This window comes from Enterobacter sp. BIDMC 29, from assembly GCF_019378755.1.
Taxonomy (GTDB): Bacteria; Pseudomonadota; Gammaproteobacteria; order Enterobacterales; family Enterobacteriaceae; genus Enterobacter; species Enterobacter ludwigii.
Map to the genome: position 1 here is coordinate 2,165,504 of NZ_CP080000.1, position 16,596 is coordinate 2,182,099.

Annotated in this window: 14 protein-coding genes and 3 tRNA genes; 9 read left to right on the forward strand and 8 right to left on the reverse strand. The window is 53.8% G+C overall.

The window, feature by feature from the left end; translation table 11 throughout:
• Together JTA15_RS09785 and JTA15_RS09790 are read left to right on the forward strand one after the other, a co-directional pair.
• Positions 1-1,501, forward strand: a 1,501-nt coding sequence (locus JTA15_RS09785) for an RHS repeat-associated core domain-containing protein (RefSeq protein WP_255580213.1), incomplete at its 5' end; no start/stop codon positions are given.
• Between the two features lie 22 nt (positions 1,502-1,523).
• A complete protein-coding gene (locus JTA15_RS09790; protein WP_020883305.1) occupies positions 1,524-1,859 on the forward strand; it encodes a hypothetical protein in 336 nt (111 codons plus the stop codon).
• Between the two features lie 332 nt (positions 1,860-2,191).
• Here JTA15_RS09790 and JTA15_RS09795 read toward each other — a convergent pair.
• A protein-coding gene (locus JTA15_RS09795) for an IS3 family transposase (protein WP_219373175.1) occupies positions 2,192-3,312 on the reverse strand; the annotation gives its coding sequence in 2 pieces (ribosomal slippage) (positions 2,192-3,060 and positions 3,060-3,312; 1,122 coding nt in all).
• Between the two features lie 203 nt (positions 3,313-3,515).
• On the opposite strand from JTA15_RS09795, the gene JTA15_RS09800 reads away from it, so the two are divergent.
• The gene (locus tag JTA15_RS09800) at positions 3,516-4,124 is read left to right on the forward strand and encodes a glutathione S-transferase family protein (protein ID WP_106504309.1); all 609 of its coding nucleotides are present in this window, start codon (positions 3,516-3,518) and stop codon (positions 4,122-4,124) included.
• A 283-nt stretch (positions 4,125-4,407) separates the two neighbouring features.
• Here JTA15_RS09800 and cbl read toward each other — a convergent pair whose 3' ends face one another.
• Both cbl and nac read right to left on the reverse strand, forming a co-directional pair.
• On the reverse strand, positions 4,408-5,358 hold the full coding sequence (cbl, locus tag JTA15_RS09805; RefSeq protein ID WP_014170772.1) for an HTH-type transcriptional regulator Cbl: 951 nt from the start codon (positions 5,356-5,358) through the stop codon (positions 4,408-4,410).
• A gap of 96 nt (positions 5,359-5,454) precedes the next feature.
• Positions 5,455-6,372: a nitrogen assimilation transcriptional regulator NAC gene (nac, locus tag JTA15_RS09810; protein WP_014170773.1), complete on the reverse strand. Its 918-nt coding sequence runs from the start codon at positions 6,370-6,372 to the stop codon at positions 5,455-5,457.
• Positions 6,373-6,692: 320 nt separating this feature from the next.
• On the opposite strand from nac, the gene JTA15_RS09815 reads away from it, so the two are divergent.
• Positions 6,693-6,768: transfer RNA gene (locus JTA15_RS09815), tRNA-Asn, on the forward strand.
• A gap of 61 nt (positions 6,769-6,829) precedes the next feature.
• Here the strand turns inward: JTA15_RS09815 and ldtA are convergent.
• A complete protein-coding gene (ldtA, locus tag JTA15_RS09820; protein ID WP_219373176.1) occupies positions 6,830-7,729 on the reverse strand; it encodes a L,D-transpeptidase in 900 nt (299 codons plus the stop codon).
• 191 nt (positions 7,730-7,920) lie between these two features.
• Here ldtA and shiA point away from each other — a divergent pair, with 191 nt between their 5' ends.
• The 3 genes from shiA to JTA15_RS09835 all read left to right on the forward strand — a co-directional run bounded on the left by shiA (position 7,921) and on the right by JTA15_RS09835 (position 12,556).
• Positions 7,921-9,237, forward strand: a complete 1,317-nt coding sequence (gene shiA, locus JTA15_RS09825) for a shikimate transporter (RefSeq protein WP_185791105.1) — start codon at positions 7,921-7,923, stop codon at positions 9,235-9,237.
• 73 nt (positions 9,238-9,310) lie between these two features.
• On the forward strand, positions 9,311-10,765 hold the full coding sequence (locus JTA15_RS09830) for an AMP nucleosidase (protein WP_219373177.1): 1,455 nt from the start codon (positions 9,311-9,313) through the stop codon (positions 10,763-10,765).
• An 18-nt stretch (positions 10,766-10,783) separates the two neighbouring features.
• Entirely contained in the window at positions 10,784-12,556 is a 1,773-nt protein-coding gene (locus JTA15_RS09835; protein ID WP_219373178.1) for an aminopeptidase P family protein, read from the forward strand.
• Between the two features lie 118 nt (positions 12,557-12,674).
• Here the strand turns inward: JTA15_RS09835 and JTA15_RS09840 are convergent.
• Positions 12,675-12,750, reverse strand: a tRNA-Asn gene (locus JTA15_RS09840).
• Between the two features lie 80 nt (positions 12,751-12,830).
• Positions 12,831-14,306: a multidrug efflux MATE transporter EmmdR gene (emmdR, locus tag JTA15_RS09845; protein ID WP_071605454.1), complete on the reverse strand. Its 1,476-nt coding sequence runs from the start codon at positions 14,304-14,306 to the stop codon at positions 12,831-12,833.
• A 193-nt stretch (positions 14,307-14,499) separates the two neighbouring features.
• Here emmdR and JTA15_RS09850 point away from each other — a divergent pair.
• Together JTA15_RS09850 and JTA15_RS09855 are read left to right on the forward strand one after the other, a co-directional pair.
• Positions 14,500-14,575: transfer RNA gene (locus tag JTA15_RS09850), tRNA-Asn, on the forward strand.
• Between the two features lie 53 nt (positions 14,576-14,628).
• Positions 14,629-14,961: a gamma-glutamylcyclotransferase family protein gene (locus JTA15_RS09855; protein ID WP_086532325.1), complete on the forward strand. Its 333-nt coding sequence runs from the start codon at positions 14,629-14,631 to the stop codon at positions 14,959-14,961.
• Between the two features lie 49 nt (positions 14,962-15,010).
• Here JTA15_RS09855 and JTA15_RS09860 read toward each other — a convergent pair whose 3' ends face one another.
• Positions 15,011-15,346 carry a DUF496 family protein gene (locus JTA15_RS09860; RefSeq protein WP_008499467.1) on the reverse strand — a complete coding sequence of 112 codons (336 nt, stop codon included), beginning with the start codon at positions 15,344-15,346 and terminating at the stop codon, positions 15,011-15,013.
• Positions 15,347-15,514: 168 nt separating this feature from the next.
• Positions 15,515-16,573: an FUSC family protein gene (locus JTA15_RS09865; protein WP_032678500.1), complete on the reverse strand. Its 1,059-nt coding sequence runs from the start codon at positions 16,571-16,573 to the stop codon at positions 15,515-15,517.
• Between the last annotated feature and the right edge of the window lie 23 nt (positions 16,574-16,596).

The window sequence follows — 16,596 nt, forward strand, 5'->3', positions numbered from 1 at the left end:
TGGTTCCGGACACGTCAGTGCCATCCGGTTCGGTCAGCAAATCATCTCTGAATTTAGACGCGACCGCCTTCACAGGGAGGTGGCCCGCACTCAGGGAACCCGTGAACAGACCCGCCGGTATGACAGTCTCGGCAGACGTACCGGGCAGCGCAGTTTCTCACCCGACCTGCCGGAACAGACAATCTTCGAACGCGCCTTCAACTACACCGGGCGTGGAGAATTGTCAGACGTCAGTGACACCCTGCGTGGCAACACAATTTACGGCTATGATGAGGAAGGCCGTTTTCTCAGGCACTACGAAGCCCGTCCGGACCTCAGTAACAGGAGGTTCCGGTACGACGCTGCGGATAACCTGCTGCCGGATGATGACCTTCCTGCCCTGTCGCTGAGGGATAACCGCCTCACGCACTGGCAGAACCTGTTTATGAAATACGACTGGTGGGGTAACCTGGTCTTTCGCCGAAGTGGTCTGTATGAACAGCATTATGTATACGACGCGGAAAACCGCCTGATACGGGCCGGGGGCAATGGACCAGAAGGCAATTTTACCGCCCGCTACCATTATGACGCCCTGGGCCGCCGCACACGCAAAACGGTCACCATGCCACACGGCACCACAAAGACCCGCTTTCTGTGGCAGGGATACCGGCTGTTGCAGGAACAGCAGCAGAACGGACAATGTCAGACATATGTTTACGACCCGAACGAAACATACAGCCCGCTGGCGCGTATTGACCATTTGCGTGACGAAACCAGCGGAGAGGTTCTCTGGTTCACAACCGATCTGAACGGTGCACCGCTCGATATCACTGATGAACAGGGACAACTCCGGTGGAGCGGTCATTACGGGAGTTTTGGTGAGGTTGCACGACAGACGGAAGGCTTCCACAGATTCACGCAGCAAACTGCCCTCGCTCATCAGCCACTGCGCTATGCCGGGCAGTACGCAGACAGTGAAACGGGATTACACTATAATATGTTCCGTTATTACGATCCGAAGGTTGGGCGGTTTACGGTGCAGGACCCGATTGGATTACTGGGAGGCTGGAATCTTTATCAGTATGCACCGAATCCGCTGGGTTGGATTGATCCGTGGGGGTTAGCTAACAGGCCAAATAATGGTGAATATCATATTTTTCATGATTATTCACTTGACCCTCAATATCGATATTCCAGTGATGCAGTCCAGTTCAACAGAGCTAATGTGGATTTTGTTCAGAAAATGGAGACGAATCCGGAATTTCGCCAAGATATGCTCAACAGATATCCAAAACTAAATGACTGGCTCAAAGATGGGGATATGAGCAGAAGTCCTTCGGGATTAACCTGGCATCACCATGAAGATATAAACAGACTGACTCTGGTCGACAGAGCAGACCACAGATCTAATCATTCTTTATATCATCCAACTGGTAAAGGTGGACGTGATATATGGGGTGGTGGAAAACCTGGACGACAAGGTAAGCTTGATGGTCCTACTGGTAGAAAAATTTGTAGCTAAACCTAAATAAAAAGGGGATAGTATGTCGATTAAAGGTAACCATATGAAATTGAAAGATATAATTGACATCATGGTTAAATCGCGTTGCGAAGATGATAATTTTTGCATTTATGGCTCAGACGGAGAGTTATTCGGAGAAAAAGAATATTTTGTCTCCGGTTATCCACAGGTAGATGAAAACGATAAAGAAGTCTATCCGCAAGATGCGGCTAGCAGAGGTTTATCATATATTTATTCTGGTGAGCAGTTTGCTGATGTAATCTTATCAGTAATCGAACAAAAACCTTCTGCCAGTAATCAAGATTTTATTGATGCTTTAAACTATTACCTTGAAAATGATGATTTTTTAGATTTCTGACATTTATCCAGACAGCCTGCACACTATTTTTAAGGGTTGCAGGCTGTATTAAACTATTTTCAGCACCATCTTCACCAGAAATTAACTGAGGATATGAACAGACGTTAGTCTCGCGAGGGCAATAACTTGTAATCATTTCATGACATTCGTGAAAGCCATTATTCTAACTTAATTCTTTTGTTGAGGATGATTTTCAAACAGCCCTCGCTCATCAGCCATTGCGCTATGCCGACAGTGAAACGGGATTACACTATGACCTGTTCCGTTATTACGATCCGCAGGTCGGGCGTTTTACGGTGCAGGTGACCTGCCCCCAGTATTAGCTACAACCGTCAGTTAGTAATGTCGGTTTGTTTACCTTCACATTTTCCATTTCGCCACCGTGCTGCAAACTCTGATGGCGTCTGATAATTCAGTGCCAAATGTGGCCGACACTCGTTATAATCCTGCCGCCAGTCATTAATCGTTTTCCGGGCATGAAGAATATCGCTGAACCAGTGTTCATTCAGACACTCATCGCGAAAGCGTCCGTTAAAACTCTCAATAAATCCGTTCTGCGTTGGCTTACCTGGCTGGATAAGCCGTAGTTCCACACCATGCTCAAAGGCCCATTGATCGAGCGCGCGGCAGGTAAATTCCGGGCCCTGATCGGTTCTTATTGTCGCCGGATAGCCCCTAAACAGCGCGATGCTGTCCAGAATACGCGTGACCTGAACGCCTGAAATACCGAAAGCAGCGGTGATCGTCAGACACTCCTTCGTGAAATCATCCACACAGGTCGGGCACTTGATCCTCCGACCGTTGGCCAGTGCGTCTATAACGAAATCCATCGACCATGTAAGGTTCGGCGCATCCGGGCGCAGAAGCGGAAACCGTTCGGTTGCCAGCCCTTTACGGCGTCGTCTGCGTTTTACGCTCAGTCCATTAAGGTGGTAAATACGGTATACCCGCTTGTGATTGACGTGAAGGCCCTCCCGACGCAGCAGCTGCCAGATGCGGCGGTAGCCAAAACGCCTGCGTTCAAGCGCCAGCTCAGTAATACGCCCTGATAAATGTGCATCAGCAGCCGGACGCTGAGCATCATAACGGCAGGTCGACAGGGACAAACCTGTAAGCCTGCAGGCACGACGTTGCGACAAACCGGTCGCATCACACATCAACACCACGGCTTCACGCTTCTGCCCTGTCGTCAGTACTTTCACCCCAGAGCCACCTGAAGCGCCTCCTTATCCAGCATGGCTTCGGCAAGCAGCTTCTTGAGCCTGGCGTTCTCTTCCTCAAGCGACTTCAGGCGCTTAACCTCGGGCACCTCCATACCGCCATACTTCTTACGCCAGGTGTAAAAGGTGGCATCTGAAATGGCGTGCTTACGGCAGAGCTCACGGGCAGAAACCCCGGCTTCAGCCTCGCGGAGGATACTGATGATCTGTTCGTCGGAAAAACGCTTCTTCATGGGCATGTCCTCATGTGGCTTATGAAGACATTACTAACATCGCGGTGTATTAATCAACGGGGAGCAGGTCAACCGGCCAATCTGTCAGTAATACTCACTCAGGCCGTAAAATACTGATGATATTCGCCATAACGAATTTATTGTAATGTTTGTTTATCATCTTCAATGAAGCGTTATTTCACACAGACAGGAAAACTGGAATCATGATAAAGCTGATTGGCATGATGGATTCTCCTTATGTACGCCGCGTGGCGGTCTCCCTGGAACTTTATGGCGTTGCGTTTGAAAGCCAGCCGTTGTCCGTATTCAGCACATTTGAGGAATTTTCCCGGATTAACCCTGCGGTAAAAGCGCCAACGCTGGTTCTGGAGAATGGAACACGTCTTATGGACTCGTCTCTCATACTGAATTATTTTGAGGCTCAGGCCGCGCCTGAACGGAGACTCCTGCCCGTGACGCCGGATGCACTGGCGAACGATCTCCAGACGCTGGGCTTTATCCTCGCCGCCGCGGAGAAAGCTGTGCAAAATGTGTACGAACACAATCTGCGCCCGGCGGAGAAACAACATAATCCGTGGATAGAACGTATTACCGTCCAGCTGCTGGCTGCCTGTCGGGAATGGAACGCGCTGCTGGAAGCACGCCCGGAAAACGCGGTGGCCGATCAGGTTGCTGTTACCAGTACGGTTATCTGGACATTTATTCAGTCAATGATCCCTCACGTCGTTAACGCCGGGGATTTTAAAAGAATTCAGGCGGTAGCCGACGTTTTCGAAAACCAGGCGGCATTTAAAAAATACCCTTTTAGTTAACGCTTCGCTCGGCGTGTTATAGGGCTTTTCAGCCCCTTTTTTTTGCCGCACGGGAGTATTATCCTCATCTAAAAGATTCATATTTCTTTATTCTTATATGTAACCCAATGGAAACATGAGAAACATTTCAATATAAAGCAATATTATGACGTCACAAGGTATCGTTATTCATCAGGGTATTCTTGAGAACCAGCGGTCAGGAAATTAAACGGTTTCAATAAAAAAGCCTGCTTTAATTGCAGGCTTGTGCTTCTTGTCGACGGGGACGGGTGCTATAAGGGGCTTAAATCTGATAATCAATCGCCACTTCTTCTGGCTCCATCACCTGACGTTTAATCTCATCCACCGACAGCCCGGCGTTGCAGAGTTCGATAAAGCGCCACACATAGTTGCGCTGCAGTTGTCCACGCTTCAGGCCGAGCCATACGGTATTGGCATCAAAGAGATGACGCGTATCCAGTCGTACCAGGTTCTCCGTCTCGCGTTCACCACCGGACTGTTCCGCCACCAGACCAATGCCCAGCCCCAGCTCGACGTAGGTTTTGATCACATCAGAGTCCTGTGCACTCAGCACCACATCCGGCGTTAAGCCTTTGCGGTTAAAGGCTTCATCAATGCGCGAGCGTCCGGTAATACCCTGCCGGTAGGTAATCAGTGGCCATTTCGCGATATCTTCCAGCGTCAGTGGCGTAACCTGATTCAGCGGATGGTCGACGGGAAGTAACAGACTGTGGTACCAGCGAAACCACGGGAAAGCCACCAGCAGCGGATCGTTGCTCAGGCGTTCACTGGCAATGCCGATATCTGCCCCACCGTTTTGCAACAGCACTTCAATTTCCTGCGGTGTGCCCTGGATAAGCTCCAGACGGACGTCAGGGAAAAGTTCACGGAAGGCTTTAATCACCGGCGGCAGGCTGTAACGCGCCTGGGTGTGGGTGGTGGCGATAGTGAGGACGCCCGAGGCGTCATTGGTAAAGAGATCCGCCAGGCGACGCACATTGCTGGCCTCGTTGAGGATCCGCTCAGCGATGGTCAGCAAGGCTTTTCCCGGCTCCGTCATGCCAAGCAGACGCTTGCCGCGACGGATAAAAATCTCTATCCCCAGTTCTTCTTCCAGCTCGCGGATATGGCGACTGACGCCGGACTGAGAGGTATAAAGCATATTGGCGACCTCGGTCAGGTTGTAGTCCCGCCTGGCCGCCTCACGGATAATTTTAAGTTGCTGGAAATTCACGATTCACTCCGGCGCATCTGACATAACGCTATTGTTAGAGTCAGCCGACCTGTAGAACAAATAATAAAAACCAGCATCTTATGCTTTTATGGAATATCAACTCACCAGCTGCAGCTCACGGTTCTCCAGAGACGGTTTGCTGACCAGCGACATCAGAATCTCTTTTACCGCCTGCGCCTGAGGTGACAGCGATCCGCGCGCGGACATATTCAGCGACAGCGGTAAGCTCATCGAAGGCGTCGTGATGCGCGCCATCCAGCCGTTTGCCGCGCTGCACAGCGAACGTGCTGCGGATTCTGGCAGAACGGTCACACCCATACCGCTGGCTATAGCGGCGGTTAGCGTGGAGATGGAATCAATTTCACCGATAATTTTTGCCGTCAGGCGGCGCAGGGAGAACGCTTCATCCACACGCACGCGCACCGCGCTGTAGTCACGCGGCAGGAAAAGATTCATTTCTGCAACGGCCGTCAGATCGACGCTCTGCCCCGGACAGTCGCGGGTGCCCACAAGGTAGAGATCTTCTTTCAGCAGCGGCTGGCTGGTGATCCCGGCCACCGGTGAGCGGTCGTACAGCACCGCCATATCCAGCTGGCCGCTAAGAAGTTTGTCATTTAGCACAGAACCGCTGTTCTCATGCAGGTAAACCAGTACTTCTGGCAGCTCTGCGCGGACGGCCTGCAGCAGCGGCATGGTAATAGAGGACGCGGCCGTTCCCGGAGCAAGCCCAATGGATACGTGGCCGCTCAGCGTCTGGCCCACGTTATTCACCGCCAGCTGCGCCTGTTCGCACTGGCGAAGGATGGTGCGCGCATGGGTATAAAGGATTTTGCCTGCTTCCGTTGGCGTCACGCCACGTTTGGTGCGGATCAACAGCTGCTGATCCATCTCGCCTTCCAGAGTAGCCACCTGCTGGCTCAGCGCAGGCTGCGCGATATGCAGCACTTCCGCCGCTTGAGTCAGGCTGCCGATATCGACGATTTTTACGAAGTATTTCAGTCGTCTTAAGTTCATTTTGCCCCCTGTTCGAAATGCTGTGCCGGTACTGGCTTTTCATTGTTGATAGGGTTTTGCAATATGAATGCCAGTTTTACGAAGAGGTCTGATTTGTCGCTAAGCGGCTGAAAATAAGGAAAGCTAATCATAAGCAGCGGTTTTATTACTGAAACAGCAGTTTATGATCTGCCCCATTAGGGGTATGTGCGCACCATTACGGTGCATTCCGGCGTCAAAAACGCCATTTTGCTGATTTTGTCAGCAAACGATCAAAAGGCGTTGATCCACCCTTTGACAAGGCCGGCTGACGTCGATAATATGCGCCCCGTTCACACGATTCCTCTGTAGTTCAGTCGGTAGAACGGCGGACTGTTAATCCGTATGTCACTGGTTCGAGTCCAGTCAGAGGAGCCAAATTTGAAAAGCCTGCTTTTATAGCAGGCTTTTTGCTTTTCTGCGGCAGGTAAAATTGCCCTCAGTTGCCGAGCTTAACCGGCATCCCTGACCGACGTTCCAGTTCCGCGCCCGCCCCCTCGTTGACAAGCTCGGTTCGCAGCGAGGCAAATATCGGCAAAGGCACTTTCCGGGTCGATTCAAATTCCGCCCGGTTCCGTGATAGCGGTTCATGCACCTCAACCCAGCGGCTGCCGTCCGGCTCTGTCGTCACTTTAACGGGCTGATCGATAAGCTGCACACGGGTGCCTACCGGGACGTTATCGAAAAGATATTTAATGTCGTTATTGCGCAGACGAATACACCCCTGGCTCACCCGCAGTCCGATGCCAAAATTGGAGTTTGTCCCGTGAATGGCATACAGCCTGCCAATATAAATCGCATACAGTCCCATTGGGTTATCGGGCCCGGCGGGCACGAATGCAGGCAGCGTTTTCCCCTCTGCCGCATAGGCACGGCGCGTATTCGGCGTAGGAGACCAGGTGGGGCCTTCCTGCTTACGTTCTACCGCTGTGACCCAGTTTCGCGGGGTTTCGCGCCCGGCCTGACCAATGCCGATGGGTAACACTTCAACAGTGTTGCTTCCCGGTGGGTAATAGTAGAGGCGCATTTCTGCCGCATTAACGATAATTCCCTCGCGGACGGTGTCAGGCAAAATCAGCTGCTGGGGTATCACCAGTTGCGTACCGGATTTAGGCAAAAAAGGATCCACGCCCGGGTTCGCTTCCAGCATATTGCTCAGACCCTGCCCGTATTGCGCGGCAAACGCTTCGAGCGGTAGCGTATTGTGATCCGGCACGGTAATGGTTTGCGAAGTGCCCACCAGCCGACTGCCTGTCGGCGGTAAAGGATAACTTACCGCCTGAACGCTCTGGCTGATAAGTAATGCAGCAAGACAACTCAACACATTTATACGACACATATTCCCTTCCTCAGTCGCACCTTGATTTGCTAAGCATAGCGTAGCCGCTTTGCATTACCCATCAGGAAATAAAATCAGTTTGCACACGCGCCCTGGCGCGGTAGTCTCATACGTTCCGTTTATATGACGGTGGCTATGTGAGTGACCTTTTCTTATACCAATAATTAGAAATACGTGCAGACAGGACAACTATGGACTCCACTCTCACCTCCACACATCCCAACGAGGAGACACCTTCGCTCAATCGTGCCCGCCGCGCAGCCCTCGGCAGCTTCGCGGGTGCCGTCGTCGACTGGTATGATTTTCTGCTTTACGGCATTACTGCCGCGCTGGTGTTTAACCGCGAATTCTTCCCCCAGATTAGCCCGGCAATGGGTACGCTCGCCGCGTTTGCTACCTTTGGCGTCGGCTTCCTGTTTCGTCCACTGGGCGGAGTGATCTTCGGCCACTTCGGTGACCGTCTCGGTCGCAAACGCATGCTGATGCTCACCGTCTGGATGATGGGCATCGCCACCGCGCTGATTGGCATTCTCCCTTCATTTTCCACCATTGGCTGGTGGGCGCCGGTGCTGCTGGTTACGCTGCGCGCCATTCAGGGCTTCGCGGTAGGCGGAGAATGGGGTGGCGCGGCGCTGTTATCCGTTGAGAGTGCCCCAAAGAACAAGAAAGCGTTTTACAGCAGCGGCGTGCAGGTGGGCTATGGCGTAGGTCTGCTGCTCTCCACCGGGCTGGTGTCGCTGATGAGCCACTTCACCACCGATGAACAATTCCTGAGCTGGGGCTGGCGCATTCCGTTTATCTTCAGCATCGTGCTGGTTGTCGCTGCCCTGTGGATCCGCAACGGCATGGAAGAATCTGCTGAGTTCGAACAACAGCGGCAAGAACCGCCCGTTGCCAGAAAACGGCTGCCGGTGATGGAAGCGCTTGTCCGGCATCCTGGCGCTTTTCTGAAAATTATCGCCCTGCGCCTGTGCGAACTGCTGACGATGTATATCGTGACCGCATTTGCCCTCAATTATTCAACGCAAAATCTCGGTCTGCCCCGCGAGCTGTTCCTGAACATTGGCCTGCTGGTCGGCGGGATCAGCTGCCTGACTATCCCCAGCTTCGCCTGGCTGGCGGACAGGTTTGGTCGCCGTCGCGTCTATATCACCGGGGCGCTGATTGGCACCCTCAGCGCCTGGCCGTTCTTCATGGCGCTGGAGGCACAGTCGATCTTCTGGATTGTCTTCTTTGCCATCATGCTCGCTAACATCGCCCACGATATGGTGGTCTGCGTGCAGCAGCCCATGTTTACCGAACTGTTCGGGGCGAGCTATCGCTACAGCGGCGCGGGCGTAGGCTATCAGGTGGCAAGCGTGGTCGGCGGCGGGTTTACGCCATTTATTGCCGCCGCGCTGGTGACCTTCTCCGGGGGCAACTGGCACAGTGTGGCACTTTATCTGCTGGCCGGTTGCCTGCTGTCAGCGGCGACGGCGTTATTGATGAAAGAGACGAGCCACACCTGATCTCACTTTTGTTTCACAGGCGTGTGACATACTATCGGGTAGAGTCGCACACCTGTGGAACAAGGAGACAGAGATGAATAATAAGGGCTCCAGCCTGACCCCGGCTCAGGCACTGGAAAAACTCGATGCACTGTATGAACAGTCCGTCAACGCGCTGCGCAGCGCCATCAGTGAGTATATCGAAACAGGGAAACTCCCCGACGAAAAGGCCAGAAGTAAGGGCCTTTTTGTTTATCCATCGCTTTCCGTCACCTGGGACGGCAGCGCGACTAACACGCCGAAAACGCGCGCCTACGCACGCTTTACCCACTCCGGCTGCTACAGCACCACCGTCACCCGCCCTGCACTGTTCCGCCCTTATCTTGAAGAGCAACTCACGCTGTTGTATCAGGATTACGGCGCGCACATTGCCGTTGAACCCTCACAGCATGAGATCCCGTATCCGTATGTGATTGACGGTTCGGCATTAACCCTTGACCGCTCCATGAGCGCGGGGCTGACGCGCCATTTCCCGACCACCGAGCTGTCGCAGATTGGCGATGAGACGGCGGATGGTATCTACCACCCGGCAGAATTTTCACCGCTGTCGCACTTTGATGCCCGCCGCGTGGATTTCTCTCTGGCGCGCCTGCGTCACTACACCGGGACGCCCGTCGACCATTTCCAGCCCTTTGTACTGTTTACCAACTACACCCGCTATGTCGACGAGTTTGTCCGTTGGGGCTGTAGCCAGATCCTCGACCCGGATAGCCCTTACATCGCGCTGTCCTGCGCCGGCGGGATCTGGGTCACCGCGGAAACCGAGGCACCCGAGCAGGCCATCTCCGACCTGGCGTGGAAAAAGCACCAGATGCCTGCCTGGCACCTGATCACCGCTGACGGCCAGGGGATCACCTTAATTAACATCGGGGTTGGTCCGTCAAATGCCAAAACCATCTGCGACCATCTGGCGGTATTGCGCCCGGACGTGTGGCTGATGATTGGACACTGCGGCGGCCTGCGTGAAAGCCAGCTGATTGGCGACTACGTGCTGGCCCACGCCTATCTGCGTGATGACCATGTGCTTGACGCTGTGCTTCCACCGGATATTCCTATCCCGAGCATCGCCGAAGTGCAGCGTGCGCTGTATGACGCCACCAAAGAGGTGAGCGGTATGCCGGGTGAAGAGGTTAAACAGCGTCTGCGTACCGGTACGGTAGTGACGACGGATGACCGCAACTGGGAGCTGCGTTACTCCGCCTCCGCGCTGCGTTTCAACCTCAGCCGTGCCGTCGCGATTGATATGGAAAGCGCCACCATCGCCGCACAGGGATATCGCTTCCGCGTCCCTTACGGCACGCTGCTGTGCGTTTCCGACAAACCGCTGCACGGCGAAATTAAGCTTCCGGGTCAGGCCAACCGTTTCTATGAAGGGGCTATCTCCGAACATCTGCAAATCGGCATTCGCGCCATTGATTTACTGCGTGCGGAAGGTGACAGGCTGCATTCCCGTAAATTACGTACCTTCAACGAGCCGCCATTCCGCTAACCAGAACAAGGAATAACCATGCACACCCCATCACGCTTATCGGCCCTGCGCCGATGGCTACAGGAAAACAATCTTGATGGCATGATCGTGCCGCGCGCGGATGCCTGGCAGAGTGAGTACTGCGCGCCGTACGATGAAAAGCTGGCCTGGCTGACGGGCTTTGATGGCTCCGCAGGTCTGGCGCTGATTCTGAAAAACACAGCGTTGCTGTTTGTCGATGGCCGCTATCAGGTTCAGGCTCGCCTTCAGGTCAATATGGATGAAATTGAAATCCACCATTTGCACAATGAACCGCTGGCCGAATGGCTCACAGCCAACGTCGGGTCTGGCATGCGTATTGGGTTTGAAGCACTGCTGATGACCAATACGGAGTTCGGGCAGCTGTCTGCAACACCCTGTGAACTGGTTCCGCTCAGTCAGCCGCCGTTTGATACCTTATGGCACGATCGCCCTGCCGCGCCGGCGGGACGTATTCGAGAAATGCCGGTGGAGGTCAGTGGCGAAAGCAGCCTCGCCAAACGCCAGCGCGTTGCCGCCGTGCTGGCCGCACACGATGCCGATTATCTGGCCGTGACTCTGCCGGATAACATCGCCTGGCTGTTGAACGTGCGTGGCGCTGACATCCCATCCAGTCCTGTTCCCCTCTCCTTTGCCCTTCTTGACCGTGACGGTAGCGTGGAGTGGTTTGTTAACGACAATAAGCTCAGCGAGCTACCCGAGAGCGTGAGAAACGCGTTCAGGATTGCGCCACAGGATGCCTTTATCGAACGCTGCCAGCGCCTGTCACAAGGCAAGCGGGTGATGGTTGATGCCGATTCCGCGCCGGTCGCCCTGCGCTTTGCCATTGAGCCAGAGGGCGAAATAGTCTGGCAAACCGATCCCATCACTCTGATGAAAGCCACTAAAAACCCGGTCGAACTTGCCGGGTATCGCGAGTGTCATCACCAGGACGGTGCTGCCTGGGTGAATTTCCTGGCCTGGCTAAGCCGTGAAGTCCCCCTGCGTGAGGCGGCGGGAAAACCGCTGACGGAGCTGGAAGCGCAGGCGCAGCAGCTCGCGTTCCGTAAACAGCAGCCTGGATTTATTGAGCAAAGTTTTGCCACCATCTCCGCCTCCTCCAGTAATGCGGCGATGTGCCACTATCACTCAAGCGAAGCCAGCAATAAGCCCATCGGTCATCATCATTTTTACCTTAATGATTCCGGCGGTCAGTACCATAACGGCACCACTGACGCCACGCGTACGCTGGCATGGGGTAGCGTGCCGCCACAGCAGAAGTTGCACTACACCGCCGTACTGAGAGGGTTCCTGTCGTTGATAACCTTACAGTTCCCCTCCGGCAGCCAGGGCCATCAGCTTGATGCCTTCGCGCGTCGCCCGCTGTGGGAAATGGGGCTGGATTACGATCACGGGACAGGGCATGGGGTAGGACATCAGTTGCTTATCCATGAGAACCCGCATCGTCTCGCCAAAAAGGTTAATCCGTGGCCCCTGGTGGCCGGCACCATCATGACTATCGAGCCTGGATATTATCTGGCGGACAGCCATGGGATCCGCATTGAAAACCAGGTGGAGATTGTCGAAAGCCGTCCGGGATTCTGCACGTTTTCCTCACTGACGCTGATCCCGATCGACCTGAGCCAGGTCGAGTTACAGCTGTTGAACGAACAGGAAAAACAGTGGCTGGATGATTATCATCAGCAGGTGCGTGAGGCTCTGTTACCGTTGGTCGACAGCGACGCGCGGCAATGGTTGCTTGAGGCGACGAAGCCGGTTGGGGTTAACCACTAGAACTATCAGTGGATGCCGGGCGGCGGTTTCGCCTGACCCGGCTGTAAGCCCGTCGCATCGGACCTTTTCAGAACGCAGAAAAGCAAAAAGCCTGCTATAAAAGCAGGCTTTTTAAATTTGGCTCCTCTGACTGGACTCGAACCAGTGACATACGGATTAACAGTCCGCCGTTCTACCGACTGAACTACAGAGGAATCGTGTGAACGGGGCGCATATTATCGATGCTCCCCGATGATGTCAAAGGCAGAATGCATATTTCTGACTGTTTGCCGAATTATTCTCCACTTCGCGCATTTGTCAGGCATTCTGTTGATTCTGTGGTCGTTGGTTCCTGTTTTATTCGCGGGTATTTCCAGAGCCAGCGCCCACTGACCATACGCCAGTAGAACAACGCCCCACGCACCGCCCAGTCAAGGAACATCCCCAGCCAGACGCCGACTACCCCCATGCCAAGCATGACCCCGAGCGTGTAACCCACCACCACACGGCAACCCCACATGCCGAGCATCGACACCCACATCGCGAAGCGTGCATCGCGTGCCCCTTTCAGCCCGGCAGGCAGAACCCATGAAGCCGCCCAGATGGGCATAAAGGCCGCGTTCAGCCAGATCAGGATCTTAACGACCTCTTTGACATCATCTTCGTGGGTATAAAAAGAGGCCATAAGCCCGGCAAAGGGGGCGCTTCCCCAGGCGATCAGCGTCAGGCCAATGGTTGACAGCCAGAAGACGTGCCGCAACTGCCGTTCCGCCTGCCCTATCTGCCCTTTCCCCAGCCGTTTACCGGTGATGATGGTCGACGCCGAACCGAGGGCGTTGCCCGGCAGGTTTATCAGGGAGGCGATGGAGAAGGCAATAAAGTTACCGGCGATAACGTCAGTCCCCATCCCGGCGACAAACATTTGCGTCAACAGCTTGCCCCCGTTAAACAACACGGATTCAATACTGGCGGGAATACCAATTCCCATCACTTCCCAGATAATGGCGAAGTTAAAGGGGCGGAAATAGCTCTTCAGCGTAAGGCGCAGTGACGGCGTGATCCCCGCCATCAGCACCCCGAGAATAGCGGCCGCACCGATATAACGTGAAATCGTTAACCCCAGTCCGGCCCCCACGAACCCGAGCCCGTCCCAGGAGAAGACGCCGTAGATCAGCACGCTGCTGATAATAATATTCAGGATGTTCATCCCGCCGTTTATCAGCAACGGAATTTTGGTGTTGCCCGCCCCGCGCAGCGCGCCGCTGCCAATCAGCGCGATGGCTGCAGCCGGATAACTCAGAACCGTCATTTCCAGGTAGGTCAGCGCCAGGTCTTTAACTTCATTTGTGGCCTCACCGGCGACAAAATCGATAATTTCCCTGCCGAAATAGTGGATCACCGCCGCCAGCACGATCGAGAAAATGGTCATGATCATCAGCGACTGTCGGGCAGCCTCGCGCGCACGTTTAGGATCGAGCTTGCCGAGGCTAAAGGCGACGACAACCGTCGTCCCGAGGTCAATGGCGGCAAAAAAAGAAATAACCACCATGTTAAAGCTGTCCGCCAGCCCGACACCGGCCATCGCCTCTTTACCCAGCCAGCTGACCAGGAAGGTACTCAGCACCCCCATCAACAGAACGCAGGTGTTTTCCAGGAAAATAGGCACGGCAAGGGGGGTGATTTCACGCCAGAACAGAACACGATAGCTTTTACGCTTTGCATACCATGGCGTGCGCATAATCGCCTGGCGTAGGGGGGCAGTGACGTTCAAAATGGACCTTAACGAGAAAGTTGAAACTCCATTTCAAATGATGGGGGAGAAATGCTAAACCTGCAAAGTATTTTCCATAAAAAGATGTGTGGATTTACAACAAACTGTCGACAGAATCATCAATCGATCGCTAATCGCTAAGATCAGGTTTGACAAAACTTTTTTCGCCGCTAAGATAAGCCTCCACAACGATTCCTCTGTAGTTCAGTCGGTAGAACGGCGGACTGTTAATCCGTATGTCACTGGTTCGAGTCCAGTCAGAGGAGCCAAATTTAAAAAGCCTGCTTTTATAGCAGGCTTTTTGCTTTGCTGGTGAGGGAAAATGAACGCTCTGTTTGTCTACGGCACGCTACGCCCGGGTCACGCGAATGCACATATTCTTGAAAACATCGGTGGCGAATGGCAGGCCGGTTTTGTCACCGGGACGTTTTACGAACATGGCTGGGGCGCGGCGGCAGATTTTCCGGGAATAGTGCTGCACCCGGACGGCCCACACGTGGAGGGCTTTCTGTTTATCTCTGATAGCCTGAGTGCACACTGGCCAATGCTGGACGAATTTGAAGACGGCTACGATCGGGTTGAGGTCAATGTGACCACGCCGGATGGAAAACAGGTCAACGCCTGGATTTATCAGCTACAGCCGCGTACTGCGTAATAAAAAAGGCTCTCTGTCACCAGAGAGCCTTTTTTGTATTCATCGGCGATTACTCGCTTTTGGCTTCACCGTTTTTGATTTCGCCCATTACTTTCAGTTTCTTGGAGATATCACGGCGTTCTTTAGACAGCTCAGCGTTTTTGATGATGTAGTCATCAACGCGGTCTTCGTAGTCGCTCTTCATGCTGGCGATGATGCCCTGAATAGCCTCAACGCTCATGCCTGGCTTGATGTAGTCGCTCAGGTTATCGAGCAGCAGGACACGTTTCTGGTTGTCACGGATCTTCTTCTCAACGTCCTGGATTTCACGCTGCAGTTTGTTTTTGCGGCGGAACAGGCGGACGAATTCCAGAACATCCTGGAACGAAGGCTTGGTAGTTTCCATTTTTACACCCCTGATAATGTGAGATTCGGATTCGTTAAAGCAACCGTTGTAACAATAACCTTACTGACAGCGGCTGCGAATGACAATGAGTATATCGTTTAAAGCTATCATAACCCCAATTGATGCTGAATCGAAGCAGCAGGCGTCACATATGGAGATAGCTGCTCTTTATTTGCGCAGCGCCCGGCAAATGAGATGCGACAGTAGCTCCAGCTGCCGCGCCAGCTCCATGCTCAGCCAGACATAACCATGAATAGGCGTTTCCGCAACGTTATCGCTCTGACGCTCATTCATTAACTGCTTCAGCTCCGCAACGATCTCATTCAGACGTTCACTGTTCGCCAGGATGGGCTGCGGGTTACCTTCATAAAGCGCGTGAGCGATGGTGAGCAGCGTTTGCTGCGTCATCTGCTGCGTCTCTTTTAAGGTATGGGCATTGAGCATTAAAAGGTGGCTGGGACGAGAAGCCCAGTGCGCGTTGATTTGCAGCTCAAGCATGCATACCAGATTGCGGCTTACCGTCTGAATGGCTTCGAAAATGGATTTCTGGATATGGGTTTCTTTGCTGGCCGGAGTAATCAGCCCGCGCATCCTGACCACATCGTTGAGGATCGTTTGCAGGTGTTTTTCCAGCCGGGGGCGCTCAACCAGGTTAGGGGAAAATCCGGCCTGATAGACGCGGTTGAACGCGGTGACATAGTTAGCCATCTGAATACGCCAGTGCAGAAAAGCACGCTGTGGCCAGATGCCGGTAAAAAGCATAGCCAGCAGTGAGCCGAGGATAACGTCCCCGCTTCGCCACAGGGCGGTCGTCATATCCCCCGCCGGTGCACCGACCACCACCGACAGCGTGATACCAATCAGCAGCGCCTGATAGGGCCTTTTGCCTAATGCCAGCCAGCCGCAAAGGAACATCGCGACACCGCACCAGATCAACATAACCGGAAACGAGATAAGCTCAAGCTTCAGCGCGATAAGCCCCAGGGCAGAGCCTAAAACGGTACCGCCAATGCGCTCGAAGGCGCGTGGAACAACGTTCCCCCAGAACGAAATAGGCCCCATCACGACCACCAGCGTGATAAGCGGCCATGTTCCCTCAGGAACATCCAGCAAACGAACCAGCACAAACGTCAACACAAAGGCCAGCGCGATACGGCACCCATGTACCACGCGGTAGTGTTTGTACAGACGAATTTCAAAAGGGGTTAATGATTTGTCGGGACGCACACCCGCTCTCCAGCTACACGGCA

What these genes read in the sequence shown, in the direction of transcription:
- JTA15_RS09790 (WP_020883305.1), top strand. Translation starts at nt 1,524, where the DNA reads ATGTCGATTAAAGGTAACCATATGAAATTGAAAGATATAATTGACATC.
- JTA15_RS09800 (WP_106504309.1), top strand. Translation starts at nt 3,516, where the DNA reads ATGATAAAGCTGATTGGCATGATGGATTCTCCTTATGTACGCCGCGTG.
- nac (WP_014170773.1), bottom strand. Translation starts at nt 6,372, where the DNA reads ATGAACTTAAGACGACTGAAATACTTCGTAAAAATCGTCGATATCGGC.
- ldtA (WP_219373176.1), bottom strand. Translation starts at nt 7,729, where the DNA reads ATGTGTCGTATAAATGTGTTGAGTTGTCTTGCTGCATTACTTATCAGC.
- shiA (WP_185791105.1), top strand. Translation starts at nt 7,921, where the DNA reads ATGGACTCCACTCTCACCTCCACACATCCCAACGAGGAGACACCTTCG.
- JTA15_RS09830 (WP_219373177.1), top strand. Translation starts at nt 9,311, where the DNA reads ATGAATAATAAGGGCTCCAGCCTGACCCCGGCTCAGGCACTGGAAAAA.
- JTA15_RS09835 (WP_219373178.1), top strand. Translation starts at nt 10,784, where the DNA reads ATGCACACCCCATCACGCTTATCGGCCCTGCGCCGATGGCTACAGGAA.
- JTA15_RS09855 (WP_086532325.1), top strand. Translation starts at nt 14,629, where the DNA reads ATGAACGCTCTGTTTGTCTACGGCACGCTACGCCCGGGTCACGCGAAT.
- JTA15_RS09860 (WP_008499467.1), bottom strand. Translation starts at nt 15,346, where the DNA reads ATGGAAACTACCAAGCCTTCGTTCCAGGATGTTCTGGAATTCGTCCGC.